Source organism: Ketobacter alkanivorans (assembly GCF_002863865.1).
Classification (GTDB): Bacteria; Pseudomonadota; Gammaproteobacteria; order Pseudomonadales; family Ketobacteraceae; genus Ketobacter; species Ketobacter alkanivorans.
The window spans coordinates 3,893,160-3,908,060 of sequence record NZ_CP022684.1 but is presented as its reverse complement, the minus strand read 5'-3'; the positions used below and the strand labels follow the sequence as shown (position 1 = coordinate 3,908,060).

Below are 14,901 nucleotides of genomic sequence, written 5' to 3'. Positions count from 1 at the left end.
TCGGTAAACCTTCGTATCGAAAAGTAGCTTATATACGCTTAAGTTTAGCTGAGACTTACAGATGGGTGACTTAATGAAGGATGGCTTATAGACGATTTGCCAAGTGGAGGATCTAAAACGGCCGCTATTATAGCGAAAAGAAATAACAACATGAGCGAGCCGACGTACAACCCTGCTCGCTCATGCTGGAATGAATCCGATTAGGTTTGATATCGGTACCGGTTTAACGCAAATGAGGGCAGTTCAAAATCGCAAAGGTTTGCTTGCCTTCAGCGATCTTAGAAACGGCCATAATGGCATTGCCACCGGACTCAGCAGCAGTGTTGCGAGCCAGGGTAGCCAGCTCTTCACCCATTTTCTCCTCATTACGGCCGACAAACCAGATCTTATCCATAACCTGGCTGGTGGTGCGACGCATCTGCTCGCACTGCTTGGCCTGACTGGGCTTAAGAATCAGAACGTCTTCAGCAGCCGGGTTCAAGTCCACCCAACTGCAGGCCGATGCAATCACTGAAAGCGCCAAAATTGAACCTGTTTTTAATGTATTCATACCACTCCTGTTAATCACACGTTGGTTTCGGTGTGGGCTCTATCTTACTGTAAGCGTTATCAATCCGATACCGGTACACCAGCCCATATTGTGATACAAGCCCCCTGTCGCCCGATGCGAACCCCGTGCCATTTTTCAACATAATTGGGTATGAATTGCCCCTAATTGCTACCGAGAATCGCCCTGATTGCAGCGTTTAATAAACCCTGTAAGCCAACAACGTACTTCAGGAGATAACCATGACTAACTTCACCCTCAAATCCGCCATATTGCTGCTGTCTTCAACCCTATTAGCCACTGCGTGCAGCAGCCACAAGGTTCAGCCGACCGAGCCTGAAACCATGAATAATCATCTCAGCACCTCAGCATACGAACCAATCTCACCGGTTGACCCGAGTATTCAAGACGAACCGCAGGTTTCGATGGCTGAGCCCAACGCGCCCCTGCTAGACCTCACCTTAGAAGAGCCTATGGCCAGCATCGCCGCTGACACCAATGAGATGCCGGAGCAACCCTATCTTATTCCCGAGCTACCAGACGACGATACCAACACGCGCCCCGCCAAAACCCTATTTTTATTCGGGTTTGATCAGAAGCAGCTTGATCAAGACGCCGAAATCACCCTGAAGCAGCATGGAGCGTTCCTGGCAGCACACCCGGACTTGAAAATAAGCATTAATGGCCATGCTGATCCACAGGGTGATCCGACCTATAATCAGCATCTGGCTGAACAGCGTGCGCGCTATGTTGCCAAGCTGCTAACCCAACAAGGTGTGACTGCTGAACAAATTGAAGTTCTAAGCTGGGGAGCGGATGCTCCTGTGCCCTCCGCCACCCATCATCGAGATAATCGGCGTGTAGAGCTTATCTACAGCGAGGAATACCTGGTGAACTATGAAAGCCAATAGCCATCGTTTCTAACATCTGAACACAACAGGCTTGTTACTCAACCGAGTACACAAGCCTGACTGCTTTTGTGCTAAGGTGGAGGATTATTCGCACTTAACTGATCAGATCGCCTCAATGAAAAACGATTTCAGCGTTGAACAAATCAAATCCGGCTTCGCCCAATCCGGCTACATATGTAACGACAACATTGCGATGACAATGTTCCTGGCCCACCAGCTGGAAAAACCCGTATTGGTGGAAGGCCCACCCGGCGTGGGGAAAACCGAGCTAGCCAAAGCAACCGCGCAGTTTTTAAATTGGGATTTGATTCGTCTGCAATGCTATGAAGGCCTGGATGAAGCCAAAGCCCTGTATGAATGGAAATACGGCAAGCAGCTGCTGTATACACAAGTACTCAAAGATAAGCTCGGCGACCTACTAAAAGGTGCCCATGGCCTGGCAGAATCCATAGACCGTCTGCATGAGTTTGGCGATATCTTTTATTCAGAGCAGTTTCTGGAGCCCCGCCCCCTGCTGCAGGCGCTGCAAGCCGAGCAAGGCACGGTATTGCTGATCGACGAAATCGACAAAGCCGACAACGAATTTGAATCATTTCTGCTGGAGATGCTGTCGGATTACCAGATATCCATCCCCGAGATCGGCACCATCAAAGCGCGCCGCCATCCCATTGTTTTTCTAACCAGCAACAATACAAGAGAGCTAAGCGATGCACTTAAACGCCGCTGCCTGCACCTGTTCATTCCGTTTCCGGACGCGACATTAGAACGCAGCATTATTCAGTCTCGTGTGCCCGGCATCAATGACAAGTTACGGCAACAGTTGGTGGGTTTCGTACAGGAAGTTCGCAAACTGGATTTAAAGAAGCAGCCCGCTATCAGCGAAACCATCGACTGGGCCCGCACACTCTTATTACTGCATTCTGAAAGCCTGTCTCCTGAATTGGTAGAAACGACTTTGAACGTTCTGTTGAAACATGAAGAGGATATCAACAACGTTAAGGATGATATGCGCAGCCTGTTCAACAAACTCTTCAAAAGCTGACGGGCAATCTACAATGGATCGTATTTTAGTGGATTTCGTCAAAGCGCTACGGGGCAATGGGGTGCGTATATCCACCTCGGAAACCCTGGATGCCATCCACGCGGTGGACCTTGTGGGGTATGGACAAAGAAGCCAGTTGAAATCCGCTTTGAGCCTGACTTTGGCCAAAAGCGAAGAAGAGAAATCACGTTTTGATAGCTGCTTTGATCAGTTCTTTCACTTCAACAGTTTCGAACAGTTTGAACAACCCACACAGAAACCACCTCCGAAAAACCCACTTGAACGAATAATCTCACTCTCCTCCAGCAACCCTGCCGATAACCCGGCCGAGGCAGAATCTCCGCTGGGACAAATGCTGATGCAGGGCGACGGCCAAGCTTTGGCCAGCGCAATGGCAAACGCCGCCAGCGTCGCCAACGTGCGTGACATCAAAGTCATGACTCAGAAAGGTCTGTATGGTCGCCGCATGATGATGGCGATGGGGCTGGAAGCCATGGAGCAGGAAATGTGGGCAGCAGAGGCCTCTGATGATCTACAGGAGCAAGCCCTGGCAAGATCCCTGCGGGATGCCCGTGAGCGTCTGCGAGAGGAAGTAAAGCATTATGTAGAGCGCCAATACCTGCTGCAGGCCAGTGGAGAAAGTCGAGCCCTGCGTGAATCGGTAATGCGCGAGACCAGCCTGGAGAATCTTCGCGAATTCAAGGATGTCCAAAACCTGGTACGCAAACTGGCGAAAAAACTGGTTGCCACTCATTCCCGCCGCCGCAAAGTTTATCAACGTGGCAAACTGGATGTGCGTAACACCATCCGCCATAACATTCCATACAGCGGGGTGTTACTGGAAACCCACTGGAAAACCAAGCGTGTTGACAAGCCCAAGGTAATGGCGATCTGTGATGTAAGCGGATCTGTAAGCCAGTATTCCCGTTTTCTGCTGATGTTTTTGTACAGCCTGACAGAAGTGATCTCTAACGTGCGTGCCTTTGCTTTTTCTTCCGACTTGCAGGAAGTTACGCAATGGTTTGAGAATGAGAACATCGATACCGCCATCAACCTTACACTGGATCGCATCGGCGGCGGCTCTACGGACTATGGCCAATCGCTGCAAACCTTCAGCAACCTGTGTTTGAATCAGGTAGATCACCGTACAACCGTGATAATACTGGGTGATGCACGAAACAACTACGGTGATGCTCGCACCGAATTGCTGCAGGCCATTCAGTCTCGCGCCCGCCAATTGATCTGGCTCAACCCGGAAAGCCGGTTGCGCTGGGGCAGTGGCGACTCCGAAATGAAGCGTTACAAGCCTTACTGCAGTTGGGCCGAGCCTTGCCAGTCACTCAACCAGTTGGAACGCTTCATCGGCAATCTGCTACGCTATAACCAATAACACCAACACCGTCTACGAGAGATATCATGACAGAGCAACCTAAAACCCTGCCAATACCTCCGGAAGTTCAAAATACCGACGCGCACGAGCTGGTTCGGGTCTGGGATGTGGATGGCAAACAACACGTTTCCATCAGCAGTGGATTAGGTGGATCCCCCAAACAATTTGGCCAGTTACTGGCACAGATTGCCCTGTACAGCTCACAGATATATGAGAAAACTGAAAAGCTGGAACGGGCCGATTGTCTGCGCCAAATACTGATGGGATTTAAAGAGGAAGTTGCCAAAGAAGTTACTCGCGGCAGCTGACCCACATTGATTAGACGCATCAACTAAAGGCCATAGATCCGGCAAAAAAAAGGGGAGACCGTGGCCTCCCCTTATCACCGGGATAGATAGATACATGATCCATCTGCGGTTAGGATAATAAGATTCCCTCTCCCGTTCATTGAGTTACATCAATAAACCTGCCCGCTTTTGGATAGCCATAATTTTGCATAAATACTGCTTAATTACTGCAAAAAGGCACTGAACAAGCCAAGTAACAGAATTGCGTTGAACGCCCCCAGCACGGCGCCCATGAATACATCACTCGGGTAGTGCAAACCCAGCACCACCCGCGCCAAACCAGTAAGCACAGCGAACGGCAATAGAACAATGCCCAACACCGGTACGGCATAGGTCAAAAGTATCGTAAAGGCCACTGCATGCATCGTGTGGCCCGATGGAAAGCTAAACTGATCCAGAGTGCGTGCCCCCTGCCGAATACAGGAATGGCTTACAAACGGGCGTGGCCGCATGGATCGCTTTTTAATCTGTTTGTATAGATAAACGCCCCATGCTGCCATCAATATCATCAACGCTGTGATCACAAATCCCTGAGCGCCCATGAACAGAGGAAACAGCGCCATAAGACTGTACCAGAGCACTCCATCACCCAAGCGGCTAACCGTACTGAAGAAGCGATGAAGGTGAACATCGCGAATCAGTCGATTCAATCGCAAACAGTAAAACGTATCCACATGCCCCATTTTTGCTACGGCGGCTACCACCGATTTTTCCATATTCTACACCTCAGTTGGCTTGAGGAATGGCTTCCCATTCTTCTGACAATTCCGTTTCACGAATCAGCACTTCCCTGTGATCCGCCCAATGCATTAGTTCAAAAAGGCCCTGTTTTGTTTCAATCAATGCAGTGCAATGCTCAACCCAGTCACCGTCATTGCAGTACAAAACCCCATCAATCCTTCGCATACCACTTTGATGTATATGACCACAGATGAAGCCATCATACTTCAATTCGCGAGCCTGCCGAGCGGCTATTTTTTCAAAGCGACGAATGAACTCGTTGGCTTTGCCAATACGTTTTTTCAAATAACCCGCTAATGACCAATAAGGCAGCTTAAACATTCGTCGCAGACCGTTTAACAATGTATTCAACCGCAACAATAAAGTGTGCGAAAGATCACCAACCACATACCAGAACACTCCAGCATGCAGTGCGCTGTCAAACTCATCCCCATGACTCACAAAAAATCTGCGCCCATCTGCACAGTAATGCACCCGGTTACGATGGATCTCGATCCCAGCCACCATCTGGCCACAAAAGCGACGCATCAATGCATCGTGGTTGCCCGGTATGTAGATTACCCGTGTACCATTGCGAGCCAGCCACATCACCTTTTCCACCACCTGCTCATGCAGTGGCGTAAAATTCACTCGCTTGCGCATGTGCAACAGGTCAATGATGTCCCCCACCAGATACAAATACTCCATCTGGCAGTTGTCCAAGAAGTCCAGCAAATATTGTGCCTGACAAGCCGAAGTGCCCAAATGCACATCGGATATGAAAGCAGAGCGAACCGGGGTTGTAGTCATAGACAGCCTCCTGTTAGGGAGAAGACTAGTGTTTTTAGTAGGCGTTTTTCTGACAGCTTGATGAACAAATGATGACATCGCCACCAAGCCAGGCTCGACAATTGGAGCCACTGCGCCTACCATCCCGAGCATACTTGGAATGAAACGGCTGGAACCCAATGAACATTGCTATTCGATTGATTTTACTTTCTTTAGTGGCCTCACTCACTGCCTGTGCCACCACTCAAATAGAAGAATCCTGGACTCTGCCGGGCTACATGGCACCAGCCCCGGCTGAACGTAAAGTTCTGATCGTCACACTGGCGGCAGATGAGACCGTGCGCAAAGCCTTTGAAAACGACTTCGTACAGCAGCTGGATAAAAATGGCATTCTGGCAGTGGCATCCCACCAGTGGCTGGCAGATGGCACCAAGGTTAACCGTGAAACCTTACGCCCCATTGTTGCGCAGAATGGCATCACATCGGTGCTGGTGAGCAGCCTGCGCGGCATCGAGAAATCCCAAACTTACCAACCGCCTGAACAGATTGGCCCGGGAGACAACCTCTACCGTAACTTTGACACCTATATGGTATACAGCAGCAGCGGACAAAACGAACCCGGAACCTATGTGGAAATGACAGAGTATCTGCTGGAAACCAACTTGTTTAATGTTAAGACTGAAAAGCTGAGCTGGTCGGTTAAAACCCGAACAACAGAACAAGCGACATTGAGAAAGGGTGTTGAGAGCATAGTTAATGCTGTGATGAAACAAGCGGCTAAAGACAAAGTGCTATAGCCTTCACACGGCTCTGGCACAGAGGCATAGGCAGACACAAAAAAAGGTGCTTAATCAGCACCTTTTTTTGTGTTCAGTGTCGAGCGATACCGTTTAGAACATTCCAGACAGCGCCATGTGACAGGCAATACTGGCTATATAGCCCAAGGCGATGGCCCAGCTCCACTTCAGATGGCTGAAGAAGGTATAAAGCCCCTTGGACTGGCCCATCAGCGCCACACCGGCGGCCGAGCCCACAGACAGTAAGCTACCACCCACACCGGCGGTTAAGGTCACCAACAACCACTGATTCAAGTCCATTTCAGGGCTCATGGTTAACACCGCAAACATCACCGGAATGTTATCCACCAAGGCGGACAGAACCCCTACAATGATGTTCGCCGTAGTGGCGCCCCAGCCCTCATACATAATGATCGACACTTCTGCCAGATAACCCAAGGTACCCAAACCACCAACACAGAAGATTACGCCGAAGAAGAACAGCAAGGTATCCCATTCCGCACGCGCCACCTTGTTGAAAATATTGAACTCAGCGGGGCCTTCTTCGGAATACTGGGTGATTTTGATGTAATAGGAGAACAGCAGCAGATAGCTAAGGCCGGTCATCATCCCCAAGAATGGGGGCAGATGCAGGAATTGCTCAAAGCACACGGCAGTGGCGATGGTGCAGAGGAACAATACGCAAATACGGCGAGCCCCTCTTCTCATGCTGACTTCTTCTTCAATAGGGGCCGGTGTCACTTTCGGCACAGCAAAGTTCATGATAAAGGCGGGCACCACGAAATTCACCACCGCAGGCAGGAAGAGACTGAAGAAATCAAAGAACTCCGCCTTATCACTTTGCCATACCATCAAGGTGGTAATATCCCCGAAGGGGCTGAAGGCACCGCCCGCATTGGCAGCGATGACGATATTGACGAATGACAGGGAGACGAAACGCGGGTTATCAGCACCGACTGCCAGCACCACTGCCCCCATCAACAGGGCGGTAGTCAGGTTATCCGCTACCGGAGAGATAAAAAACGCCAACCAGCCGGTTATCCAGAACAGCGCACGAAAACTGAAGCCTTTCTTCACCAGGACGGAGCGTAATTTTTCAAAGACGTTCCGTTCTGTCAAGGCATTGATATAAATCATGGCCGTCAGCAGGAATAGAAATAATGCAGCGTATTCGTTTACATTGTGATCCACCGCGTGATCCAGCATTTCGCGGCCGCCTTCTACCTCACCCGCTACAATGGCCACCAACACCCAGATGATGCCTGCCCCCAGGATCACCGGTTTGGATTTGCGCATATGGATGAATTCTTCTGCAATGACGAAACCGTAGGCAACAACAAACAGTACCACTGCGGTGATGGCCAACGGATGAGAGATCATATGCAAATTGTCTGAAGCCAGCGCAGGCCCAGCCCCGAACAGTGCCAACAGCACCACCCATAACCGATTTAAATTCATGTATCTAGTCTCCTTTTAGCGTCGCGCGCTATTGTACCGGCTTGAGCACAAAAAACAGTATCTGTACGGAACGAATTTCCACCTCAATCTGAGGAAGTGTAGACAATAGCCACGATGCACACTAATTGCACGAATTCAAAAGGGGTATTGCCCTAAAAAGGCCCTGATCCGAAGGCCTCTACCCGCTTTTTGGCTGCTTTCAGGGCTTGCGTGCGCTGCTCTGGGGTGAAGGCTGTCCAATGGCGAATGTCTTCCAGGGTACGACCGCAGCCCACGCACACGTCATCGCCATTAAGGCAACAGTTGCGCACGCAGGGTGACTGCGTGGGGTTGGATTTGAAAGGATCTGGACGCAGCGGCATGGGCATACCTTGCAGAGTAAGATTACTTTACAGTATAGCCCGGACTTACTGAATCCAAACCTCTACACGCCGATTACGATCGGCATTCAGGCTGTCGGGGTCAGATACCGTTACAGCACTACCAGCCAAGGCTGACAATTTGTTGCGAATATTCTTATTACGCAACGCCCAGCGCACATTCTGCGCCCGTAAACGGGAAATGCTGGACTGACTGGCGCCACCGGTGACGGGGTTGGAAAAGCCCACCAGGGTAACTTTGCGCTTGTCATTGCCGCTTTTTGACAGATATTCAGCCAAACGCTGCACGTCAAGCTCCGACTTGTTATCCAGTGTAGAGGAGCCATCTTCAAACCGAATATTCAGGTTCATGCGCTGCCAACCGGCCAGTCGGCCATCCTCAGGTTCTATCGCCATAGCAAACAGCGCCTGCGCCACGTAGCCGGTCTGAGCCACTATGGATTGACCCGCATTACCGCGAACATAGGCCAGAAAATCGCTGACCACCGGTTTCCGCCCCTGTGGGTTCGAAGAGTAAAAATACAAGCGACGTGACAAAGGATAGTCCTCTGTGGCAACCGTCAGATCGGATGGCAACAGCGGCTTGGCTACACCATCCGATACCGCCAGCGCTTTGGTGCCGCCAATACTGGGTAATGCGACAAAGCCAATGGCGTTGACATCCTGCTGTACCGCCTTCGACAGATCATCATTGGATTCGTAACGTTTGGCTTTTGAGGTTAGGTTATCCTTATTCAACACCAATCGCTGGAAGGTATCGAATGTACCGGATCTATCGTCGCGGGCATGGACATTAATGGCACCCGCTCTGCCACCCAATTGGGACCAATTGGATACTTTGCCGGTGAAGATGCTGTTAACCGTTTGCAGTGGCAATTTAGTGATCGGGTTGTCAGGATGAATGACAATAGCCAAGCCATCAATCGCGACAATATGTTCATTATCAATACCAAGCATATTGCCCATAAAGGCCAAGTCAGCTTGTTCATCGACTTTAATCGGACGAGAAGAAGCCGCCAGATCTGCAGTGCGATCCTTTAACGCCTTGAATCCAGTGCTCGATCCTTGGGCAGCAACAGGCACGGCGATGACAACGAACCGATCACCTGCGCGCATACGGGCGACGACTTTCTGCTTGTGCTCTGCCCCATTTGCGACGATTGCTATATTTTCAAACCCCTGCTCCCGTAGAAATCCACTAACCAGTGCGGGAGCCAGCTTCTCACCGACGGTGTTGGAGCCAACGATAGAGAACAGCTCTATTTCTGCTGCAGTAGAGGATGTTTTCTCCAGGGCCTGCTTCCAAAGCTTCGGCGATGGTGACTCAACTGACTGAGACCAGCACCAGGAACTGAACATACTTACAAAAAGAAAAACACTAAACAGAAAGGCAGATCCATTGCCGTAACGATACTTCACCATAACAACCTCTCGAGCAGCACGCACCAATACCCATATCCAGGGCCGGCAGCGAAAAACGCGGATTATAGAGATCGGGCTTCCATCTGGCGAGCAACCGCAATGAAAGTCATACAATATTCTTATTTTTGCTGCGCGAGAATGAGAAAGTCATCGGCGTAACTGCGGAGCTTATCCACCATATGTTTACGCTGCGACGGAGACAGTGTCTTATCCAACGCCAGATACAACTGGAGCACCTGTTCGCTGTTGTGTTCGAGCTTTTCTTGTAATTTTGCGCTGCGCCCGAACTTTGGATTACGTATCAGTTCACGAAATGCGGCATCGTATGCGGCGCGATCTTCACGCAACATTAGAATGCGTTTGAATTCCTGTTGCCATGCTAAACGCGCTTGTTCGATTTCCGGGCCCATAAGTTCAAATTGCTCGGCCCAGGTGCTGATCGCGAGCACCTGATCGTCGGACAATCGGCCTGTCCAACGCTCCGCATACTTAATGACTTCTTTAAGACGTGCCTTGCGCTGTTTTGCCGGGCTGACATCAATATATTCTTTGCGATAGGTTTCGTTATCCTGCTTCAGGCGCTTGAACAGTTGCTCAATCTGTTTATCGCTGGCAGTGGCCAGTAAGTCGATCAGATCCGTCAGCATTCGATCCATCAGGGTCTGAGCAAAGTCTTCGGTTTGCAGTTCGATTTGTGCAATGTCCTGAACCGTAAGCCCGGTTTCTGCTTTATCCGCGATCTGATGCAGAAATGCTGCGTACTTCGGCAATTGATCGTCACGGTGCCAATCAAGATAGGATGCAAGGCGAGACTCAAACAAAGCCTCCTGTTCGCTTTCCAGTTCGATGTAATCGTCGAGGTACCAGGGAATCAACCAGTCCAGTTGATTGTAGACAAAGCGAACGCCACAACCGGTTAGCGCCACACTCATCAACAGTACCAGACTGATACGCACAAGCCGCTGCATTATATTATTGGTTCCCTGTATCCATATGATTAAGCACGCCGTTTAATTGATGGAGGCACCAACGCCACGGCTAAACGGATTGCCTTTTACATAGGCCATCAGTTCCATGACGGCGGTGTCATGCTCACGTTCCAACGCCAGCATTTCCTGCTCGAATTTGCGTTGCTGTTTCCGCCCCAAGGCCTTCCAGCTGCTGTGGGTCGGGATATGTCGAGTTGCATTGTATACCTCGAATACGACAGAAAAACGGTGCTTGGTGTCGCAATCCAATGGCAGGTTATCCAGCAGCACTGCCATTCGGATACAGCCTTCGGTCACGGGGCATTGCTTGTCGAGTACCGCGCACGCAATCACATTCAGGCTTTCGTGAATGTAGTCGATACGGTTCTGCTCCGTTTGGGCCTGTTGTTGCTGCAATTGGCCTTGCATTTGCTGTTCTTGTTGTGTGTTCCGCCACACTTTGTACCACAGCCAGGCGGCCACTCCGGCAAGCACCAGCACCACAGCAGACAGCGCTGCAAACAACAGTATCATAGCTTGATTAACCTATTTAGATTGAAGGCGAAGAGGGATTATACCAGAGGAATCAGGCTTGCGGCCGCGCTTGGGAACGCTGTCCAGCCTTGAGAAAGGCTTCGGTGTCGGTAAAGGTCATCGGTATCTGCAGAAAAAAACCTTGCAAGGCATTACACCCCATGGATACCAGCTGTTGTTGCTGTTCTAGGGTTTCCACCCCCTCTGCCACCACCTGCATGGACAGGGACTGCCCCATGGTGATGATGGTCTGCACAATGGCCAGGGCAGCCGGGTTGCTGTGCATATTCCAAATAAAGCTACGATCAATCTTAAGCTGATCCACCGGCAGCTGCTGCAGATATGACATCGAGGAGTAACCGATACCGAAATCGTCCAACGACACCCGAATTCCACAGTCACGTAGCCGGGCCAGCTGCACGCTGGTGCGATCCACATTGGCAATAAGGGCATTTTCTGTGATTTCGATCTTGAGTAAATCACAACGTAGCCCCAATTCATCCAGCCGCTTGAGCAAATGCACCGAGAAACGCTCCTGCAACAATTGATAGGGGCTGATATTGATGGCGACACCCTCAAAGCTGTTTGGCAGCCCCAGCTGCTGCCAACGCCGTAGATGGCCAGCAACGGTACTGATGACCCAGTCCCCCAGCTCATGAATCAAGCCGCACTCCTCCGCCACACTGATAAACAGATCAGGCGGTATCATCTCACCGTTATGGCGCCAGCGGGACAGGGCCTCCAAGCTCAGCAACTGTCCATTGGGGTCGAATATTGGTTGGTAGTAAATCTCCAGCTTCTGCTGGCGCACTGCATGACGGAGGGCATTCTGCAAAGTGAACCGCTGCTCTGCCTGGCGCTGCATCTCGCGGGAAAAGAACGATACCCTGCTGCTGGATTCCTGCCGGGCCTGCTCAAATGCGCTTTCACCCTGACGCAGCACATCCACGCTGGAGGTCTGATGCAATGGAAACAGCACCATACCCACAGTGGCTTCGCTGTGCACCAGCTTGCCATCAATTTCAAAGGGCCGAGCCATGGCACGCTGGATCTGATCCGCAACACCACGGCAATAATCCGCCGCGACCTGACGATCTTCCGACAACTCCGACAGCACCATGGCAAAATCATCGCCGCCCAACGACGCCAAGCTGTCCTCGCGACGCTTGATACGGCTCAAACGCTGGGCCACCATACGCAACAGCTGATCACCCACACTGTGCCCCATGGTGTCGTTGATGGCTCGAAAACTGTTGAGATCGACATATAGCAACGCACTGAAATAATTATGCTTTATCGCACGAGCCATTTCCTGTTCAAGAATTTGCAACAGCATCTTGCGATTGGGTAAATCGGTGGTGGCATCCAGATACTCAAATCGATGCAAGGTTTTGGCCTGCTCAAGCCGCACCTGCTCTAACAGCCGCTTCTGGCCGATAAGGCCTCGTATGCGCGCAATTAATTCATCCTGCAGTACCGGTTTGCACACATAATCGTTGGCACCGCGATTCAGCAACTCGATACGCCGGGACGGTTCATCGTATGCGCTGACCGCCAAAATAGGGGTATCGCCAGCATCACCACACAAGCGGCGGACGTTATTCACCAACCGGATGCCGCTCATGTCGCCGGTAAGAACAACATCCACGATAAGCAGGTCGTAACTGTTCTGTTGAAACAGCTCCCAGGCCTCCTCGGCGCTGGTGACACACATCACGTCCAGCCCCACATTGCGTAAAATCAGGGAAACGGCCTGCTGCTGAACCAGAGAATCCTCCACATACATAACGCTGCCTGCGAGGGGCTCGTAACGGCCAAGATAACGGCGCACAAAGGTGATCAGTGTTTCCAGATCCTGGCGATGAAACACCTCCGTGGCACCGGCTTTCAGCACGTCTGTCAGAACCTGTTCGTCGTACTGAGAGGTAAACAGCACAACGGGTGTGTGCACATAGCAGGGGATTTTTCGCAGTTCTTCAATAAAGTGGGTGGCCTGCATGTCATCCGGGAACATGGACACACAGACAAAATCGAATGCGATCTGGCGGGCCGCTGACAATCCTTCGGCACCGTTGGCCAGAAAGCGGCAACTCAGCCCTTCCATGGTCAACTGCTTTTCGAGAATGGAGCGAAACGTTTTGTTTCCTTCCACACACAGAATGCGCATTTAATCCCTCGACGCAACGCCGTGGCAGGATCCTCCCGCCGCGCTATTGGGAAACCGCTATATGGCCGAGGCCGTTAACGGAATTCAGAGTTTGTCTCTTGCAGCTTAGTTGCCCGCTTGCGCTTGTGCCACTACCCGGCAGGATATTTTAGCACTTGCGCACAAAATGCACGCCCCTCAGGACTAACGAGAGGGGAAAGCGGCCATTCACTGTCCATAAAGTAGATCTACGACCACCGCTGCCGCTGCGATCAGGGCAATAATCGCCAGCATGGCGCCAACAAATCGCTTCAGTTCCACTGGAATTCGGGGCTTTTTTTCCATTTCCTGCATGATCCTCAAAAATACTGGCATTTTTACGCAATCTAAAACTCCACTGTGCAATTTTCAGTGCGCTCGATTGCCCTTAAACTTACTTATGAATTGACCCCAACTCTATCACGCTATTTCGGACTGATTATGAAAAAAGTCAATCTGTTCTCATCCATCAGCCATTACCGGTTGGACAACCAGCCCCACATACAGGTTCTGTTACAAGGCCACCCAACCGGACGCCATCTGAAAGGCCGTCAGCTGGTGGACCAGTATGCATCAGGGCAACGCTATGTGTTGATCACCAGTGATGACAACCCTTTCGACGAGGTGTTGCATATTTATCTGCTGGATCTTGAGTTACACATTCTGGATGAAATGGATCTGGCCCAGCCCTACACCAGCGGCATCTATCGGGCGCAGCATCATTATGGCAAACGCTTGGAATTTACCTTTTTCCCGGAAGGGTTATGGTGTTTGGAGGTGCGAGAGCAACCGAAAAGCAAGCCGCTTAACTACGATCATTACCCCGTGCGCCGACCGATTAAACTGTGGGGACAGCAGTACCTGCATCTGCATCAGGAACACGTTCAGGTAGCCTGAGTTACGCCAGCAAGCGGTTATAGAGATCCGCCATAGACTGATCGAAACAGGCAAAAATGACTCGTTTGAACATGAGGTAAGTTTCCAGGCACCGCTCTACTTCATCCACTGCAATGGCCACCGCCTGCTCTTTAGGATAACCATACACACCACAACTTATCGCTGGGAATGCAATGCAACGAAAGCCCTCCCGTACGGCCATGGTCATGCTCTCGCTGTAACAGGAACGCAATAAAGTAGCTTCGTTATTCTGACCACCGGACCAAACAGGGCCAACGGTATGAATGATGGCTTTAGCGGGTAAGTCAAAGCCGGGGGTAATCACCGCCTGACCGGTTGCACACCCCCCGATCATGCGACAGGCAGCCTGCAACTGCTCGGCTCCGGCGGCTCGATGAATTGCTCCATCTACCCCGCCGCCACCGGCCAACTGGCTATTGGCCGCATTGACGATGGCATCGACTTTCAGGGTGGTTATATCGCCCACCCACACTTGCATTCGGTCATCCATGAC

16 protein-coding genes are annotated in these 14,901 nt (G+C 51.1%); 6 read left to right on the top strand and 10 right to left on the bottom strand.

Translation table 11 applies throughout. The annotated features are described in order from the left end of the window. Positions 1 to 223 precede the first annotated feature (223 nt). Entirely contained in the window at positions 224 to 550 is a 327-nt protein-coding gene (locus Kalk_RS16640; RefSeq protein WP_101895325.1) for a DUF4156 domain-containing protein, read from the bottom strand. A gap of 239 nt (positions 551 to 789) precedes the next feature. On the opposite strand from Kalk_RS16640, the gene Kalk_RS16635 reads away from it, so the two are divergent. The 4 genes from Kalk_RS16635 (at position 790) to Kalk_RS16620 (ending at position 4,198) form a co-directional block, all read left to right on the top strand. Continuing rightward, positions 790 to 1,458 (top strand): OmpA family protein, encoded by a 669-nt coding sequence (locus Kalk_RS16635; RefSeq protein ID WP_101895324.1) that lies wholly within the window; start codon positions 790 to 792, stop codon positions 1,456 to 1,458. A gap of 115 nt (positions 1,459 to 1,573) precedes the next feature. Beyond that, positions 1,574 to 2,500, top strand: a complete 927-nt coding sequence (locus Kalk_RS16630) for an AAA family ATPase (protein ID WP_101895323.1) — start codon at positions 1,574 to 1,576, stop codon at positions 2,498 to 2,500. 13 nt (positions 2,501 to 2,513) lie between these two features. Continuing rightward, positions 2,514 to 3,890, top strand: coding sequence for a vWA domain-containing protein (locus tag Kalk_RS16625; RefSeq protein WP_158643544.1), 1,377 nt, complete (start codon positions 2,514 to 2,516; stop codon positions 3,888 to 3,890). 26 nt (positions 3,891 to 3,916) lie between these two features. After that, positions 3,917 to 4,198: a DUF5076 domain-containing protein gene (locus Kalk_RS16620; protein ID WP_101895321.1), complete on the top strand. Its 282-nt coding sequence runs from the start codon at positions 3,917 to 3,919 to the stop codon at positions 4,196 to 4,198. 203 nt (positions 4,199 to 4,401) lie between these two features. Here the strand turns inward: Kalk_RS16620 and Kalk_RS16615 are convergent, their stop codons facing one another. After that, the gene (locus tag Kalk_RS16615) at positions 4,402 to 4,953 is read right to left on the bottom strand and encodes a phosphatase PAP2 family protein (RefSeq protein WP_101895320.1); all 552 of its coding nucleotides are present in this window, start codon (positions 4,951 to 4,953) and stop codon (positions 4,402 to 4,404) included. 10 nt (positions 4,954 to 4,963) lie between these two features. Next, positions 4,964 to 5,767 carry a UDP-2,3-diacylglucosamine diphosphatase gene (locus tag Kalk_RS16610; protein ID WP_101895319.1) on the bottom strand — a complete coding sequence of 268 codons (804 nt, stop codon included), beginning with the start codon at positions 5,765 to 5,767 and terminating at the stop codon, positions 4,964 to 4,966. Between the two features lie 158 nt (positions 5,768 to 5,925). Here Kalk_RS16610 and Kalk_RS16605 point away from each other — a divergent pair, with 158 nt between their 5' ends. Continuing rightward, a complete protein-coding gene (locus tag Kalk_RS16605) occupies positions 5,926 to 6,543 on the top strand; it encodes a hypothetical protein (protein ID WP_101895318.1) in 618 nt (205 codons plus the stop codon). Between the two features lie 93 nt (positions 6,544 to 6,636). On the opposite strand, the gene nhaD is transcribed toward Kalk_RS16605, so the two are convergent. The 6 genes from nhaD to Kalk_RS16575 form a co-directional block, all read right to left on the bottom strand. Further along, entirely contained in the window at positions 6,637 to 8,001 is a 1,365-nt protein-coding gene (gene nhaD / locus Kalk_RS16600) for a sodium:proton antiporter NhaD (protein WP_101895317.1), read from the bottom strand. A gap of 152 nt (positions 8,002 to 8,153) precedes the next feature. Next, positions 8,154 to 8,363, bottom strand: a complete 210-nt coding sequence (locus tag Kalk_RS16595; RefSeq protein WP_199767943.1) for a DUF1289 domain-containing protein — start codon at positions 8,361 to 8,363, stop codon at positions 8,154 to 8,156. Positions 8,364 to 8,408: 45 nt separating this feature from the next. Further along, entirely contained in the window at positions 8,409 to 9,803 is a 1,395-nt protein-coding gene (locus Kalk_RS16590) for a substrate-binding domain-containing protein (protein ID WP_158643543.1), read from the bottom strand. A 119-nt stretch (positions 9,804 to 9,922) separates the two neighbouring features. Next, positions 9,923 to 10,771, bottom strand: a complete 849-nt coding sequence (locus Kalk_RS16585; protein WP_101895314.1) for a DUF6279 family lipoprotein — start codon at positions 10,769 to 10,771, stop codon at positions 9,923 to 9,925. Between the two features lie 42 nt (positions 10,772 to 10,813). Further along, the gene (locus Kalk_RS16580; RefSeq protein ID WP_101895313.1) at positions 10,814 to 11,305 is read right to left on the bottom strand and encodes a DUF2489 domain-containing protein; all 492 of its coding nucleotides are present in this window, start codon (positions 11,303 to 11,305) and stop codon (positions 10,814 to 10,816) included. Between the two features lie 52 nt (positions 11,306 to 11,357). Next, the gene (locus Kalk_RS16575; protein ID WP_101895312.1) at positions 11,358 to 13,472 is read right to left on the bottom strand and encodes an EAL domain-containing response regulator; all 2,115 of its coding nucleotides are present in this window, start codon (positions 13,470 to 13,472) and stop codon (positions 11,358 to 11,360) included. 459 nt (positions 13,473 to 13,931) lie between these two features. Here Kalk_RS16575 and Kalk_RS16570 point away from each other — a divergent pair, with 459 nt between their 5' ends. Then, the gene (locus tag Kalk_RS16570) at positions 13,932 to 14,387 is read left to right on the top strand and encodes a hypothetical protein (RefSeq protein ID WP_101895311.1); all 456 of its coding nucleotides are present in this window, start codon (positions 13,932 to 13,934) and stop codon (positions 14,385 to 14,387) included. Between the two features lies 1 nt (position 14,388). Here the strand turns inward: Kalk_RS16570 and Kalk_RS16565 are convergent, their stop codons facing one another. Further along, the gene (locus Kalk_RS16565) at positions 14,389 to 14,898 is read right to left on the bottom strand and encodes an O-acetyl-ADP-ribose deacetylase (RefSeq protein WP_101895310.1); all 510 of its coding nucleotides are present in this window, start codon (positions 14,896 to 14,898) and stop codon (positions 14,389 to 14,391) included. Positions 14,899 to 14,901: the final 3 nt, after the last annotated feature.

Bases quoted from the DNA above. Each gene is read 5' to 3' on its own strand.
- Kalk_RS16640 (WP_101895325.1), bottom strand. From the start codon at position 550: ATGAATACATTAAAAACAGGTTCAATTTTGGCGCTTTCAGTGATTGCA.
- Kalk_RS16635 (WP_101895324.1), top strand. From the start codon at position 790: ATGACTAACTTCACCCTCAAATCCGCCATATTGCTGCTGTCTTCAACC.
- Kalk_RS16630 (WP_101895323.1), top strand. From the start codon at position 1,574: ATGAAAAACGATTTCAGCGTTGAACAAATCAAATCCGGCTTCGCCCAA.
- Kalk_RS16625 (WP_158643544.1), top strand. From the start codon at position 2,514: ATGGATCGTATTTTAGTGGATTTCGTCAAAGCGCTACGGGGCAATGGG.
- Kalk_RS16620 (WP_101895321.1), top strand. From the start codon at position 3,917: ATGACAGAGCAACCTAAAACCCTGCCAATACCTCCGGAAGTTCAAAAT.
- Kalk_RS16615 (WP_101895320.1), bottom strand. From the start codon at position 4,953: ATGGAAAAATCGGTGGTAGCCGCCGTAGCAAAAATGGGGCATGTGGAT.
- Kalk_RS16610 (WP_101895319.1), bottom strand. From the start codon at position 5,767: ATGACTACAACCCCGGTTCGCTCTGCTTTCATATCCGATGTGCATTTG.
- Kalk_RS16605 (WP_101895318.1), top strand. From the start codon at position 5,926: ATGAACATTGCTATTCGATTGATTTTACTTTCTTTAGTGGCCTCACTC.
- nhaD (WP_101895317.1), bottom strand. From the start codon at position 8,001: ATGAATTTAAATCGGTTATGGGTGGTGCTGTTGGCACTGTTCGGGGCT.
- Kalk_RS16595 (WP_199767943.1), bottom strand. From the start codon at position 8,363: ATGCCGCTGCGTCCAGATCCTTTCAAATCCAACCCCACGCAGTCACCC.
- Kalk_RS16590 (WP_158643543.1), bottom strand. From the start codon at position 9,803: ATGGTGAAGTATCGTTACGGCAATGGATCTGCCTTTCTGTTTAGTGTT.
- Kalk_RS16585 (WP_101895314.1), bottom strand. From the start codon at position 10,771: ATGCAGCGGCTTGTGCGTATCAGTCTGGTACTGTTGATGAGTGTGGCG.
- Kalk_RS16580 (WP_101895313.1), bottom strand. From the start codon at position 11,305: ATGATACTGTTGTTTGCAGCGCTGTCTGCTGTGGTGCTGGTGCTTGCC.
- Kalk_RS16575 (WP_101895312.1), bottom strand. From the start codon at position 13,472: ATGCGCATTCTGTGTGTGGAAGGAAACAAAACGTTTCGCTCCATTCTC.
- Kalk_RS16570 (WP_101895311.1), top strand. From the start codon at position 13,932: ATGAAAAAAGTCAATCTGTTCTCATCCATCAGCCATTACCGGTTGGAC.
- Kalk_RS16565 (WP_101895310.1), bottom strand. From the start codon at position 14,898: ATGGATGACCGAATGCAAGTGTGGGTGGGCGATATAACCACCCTGAAA.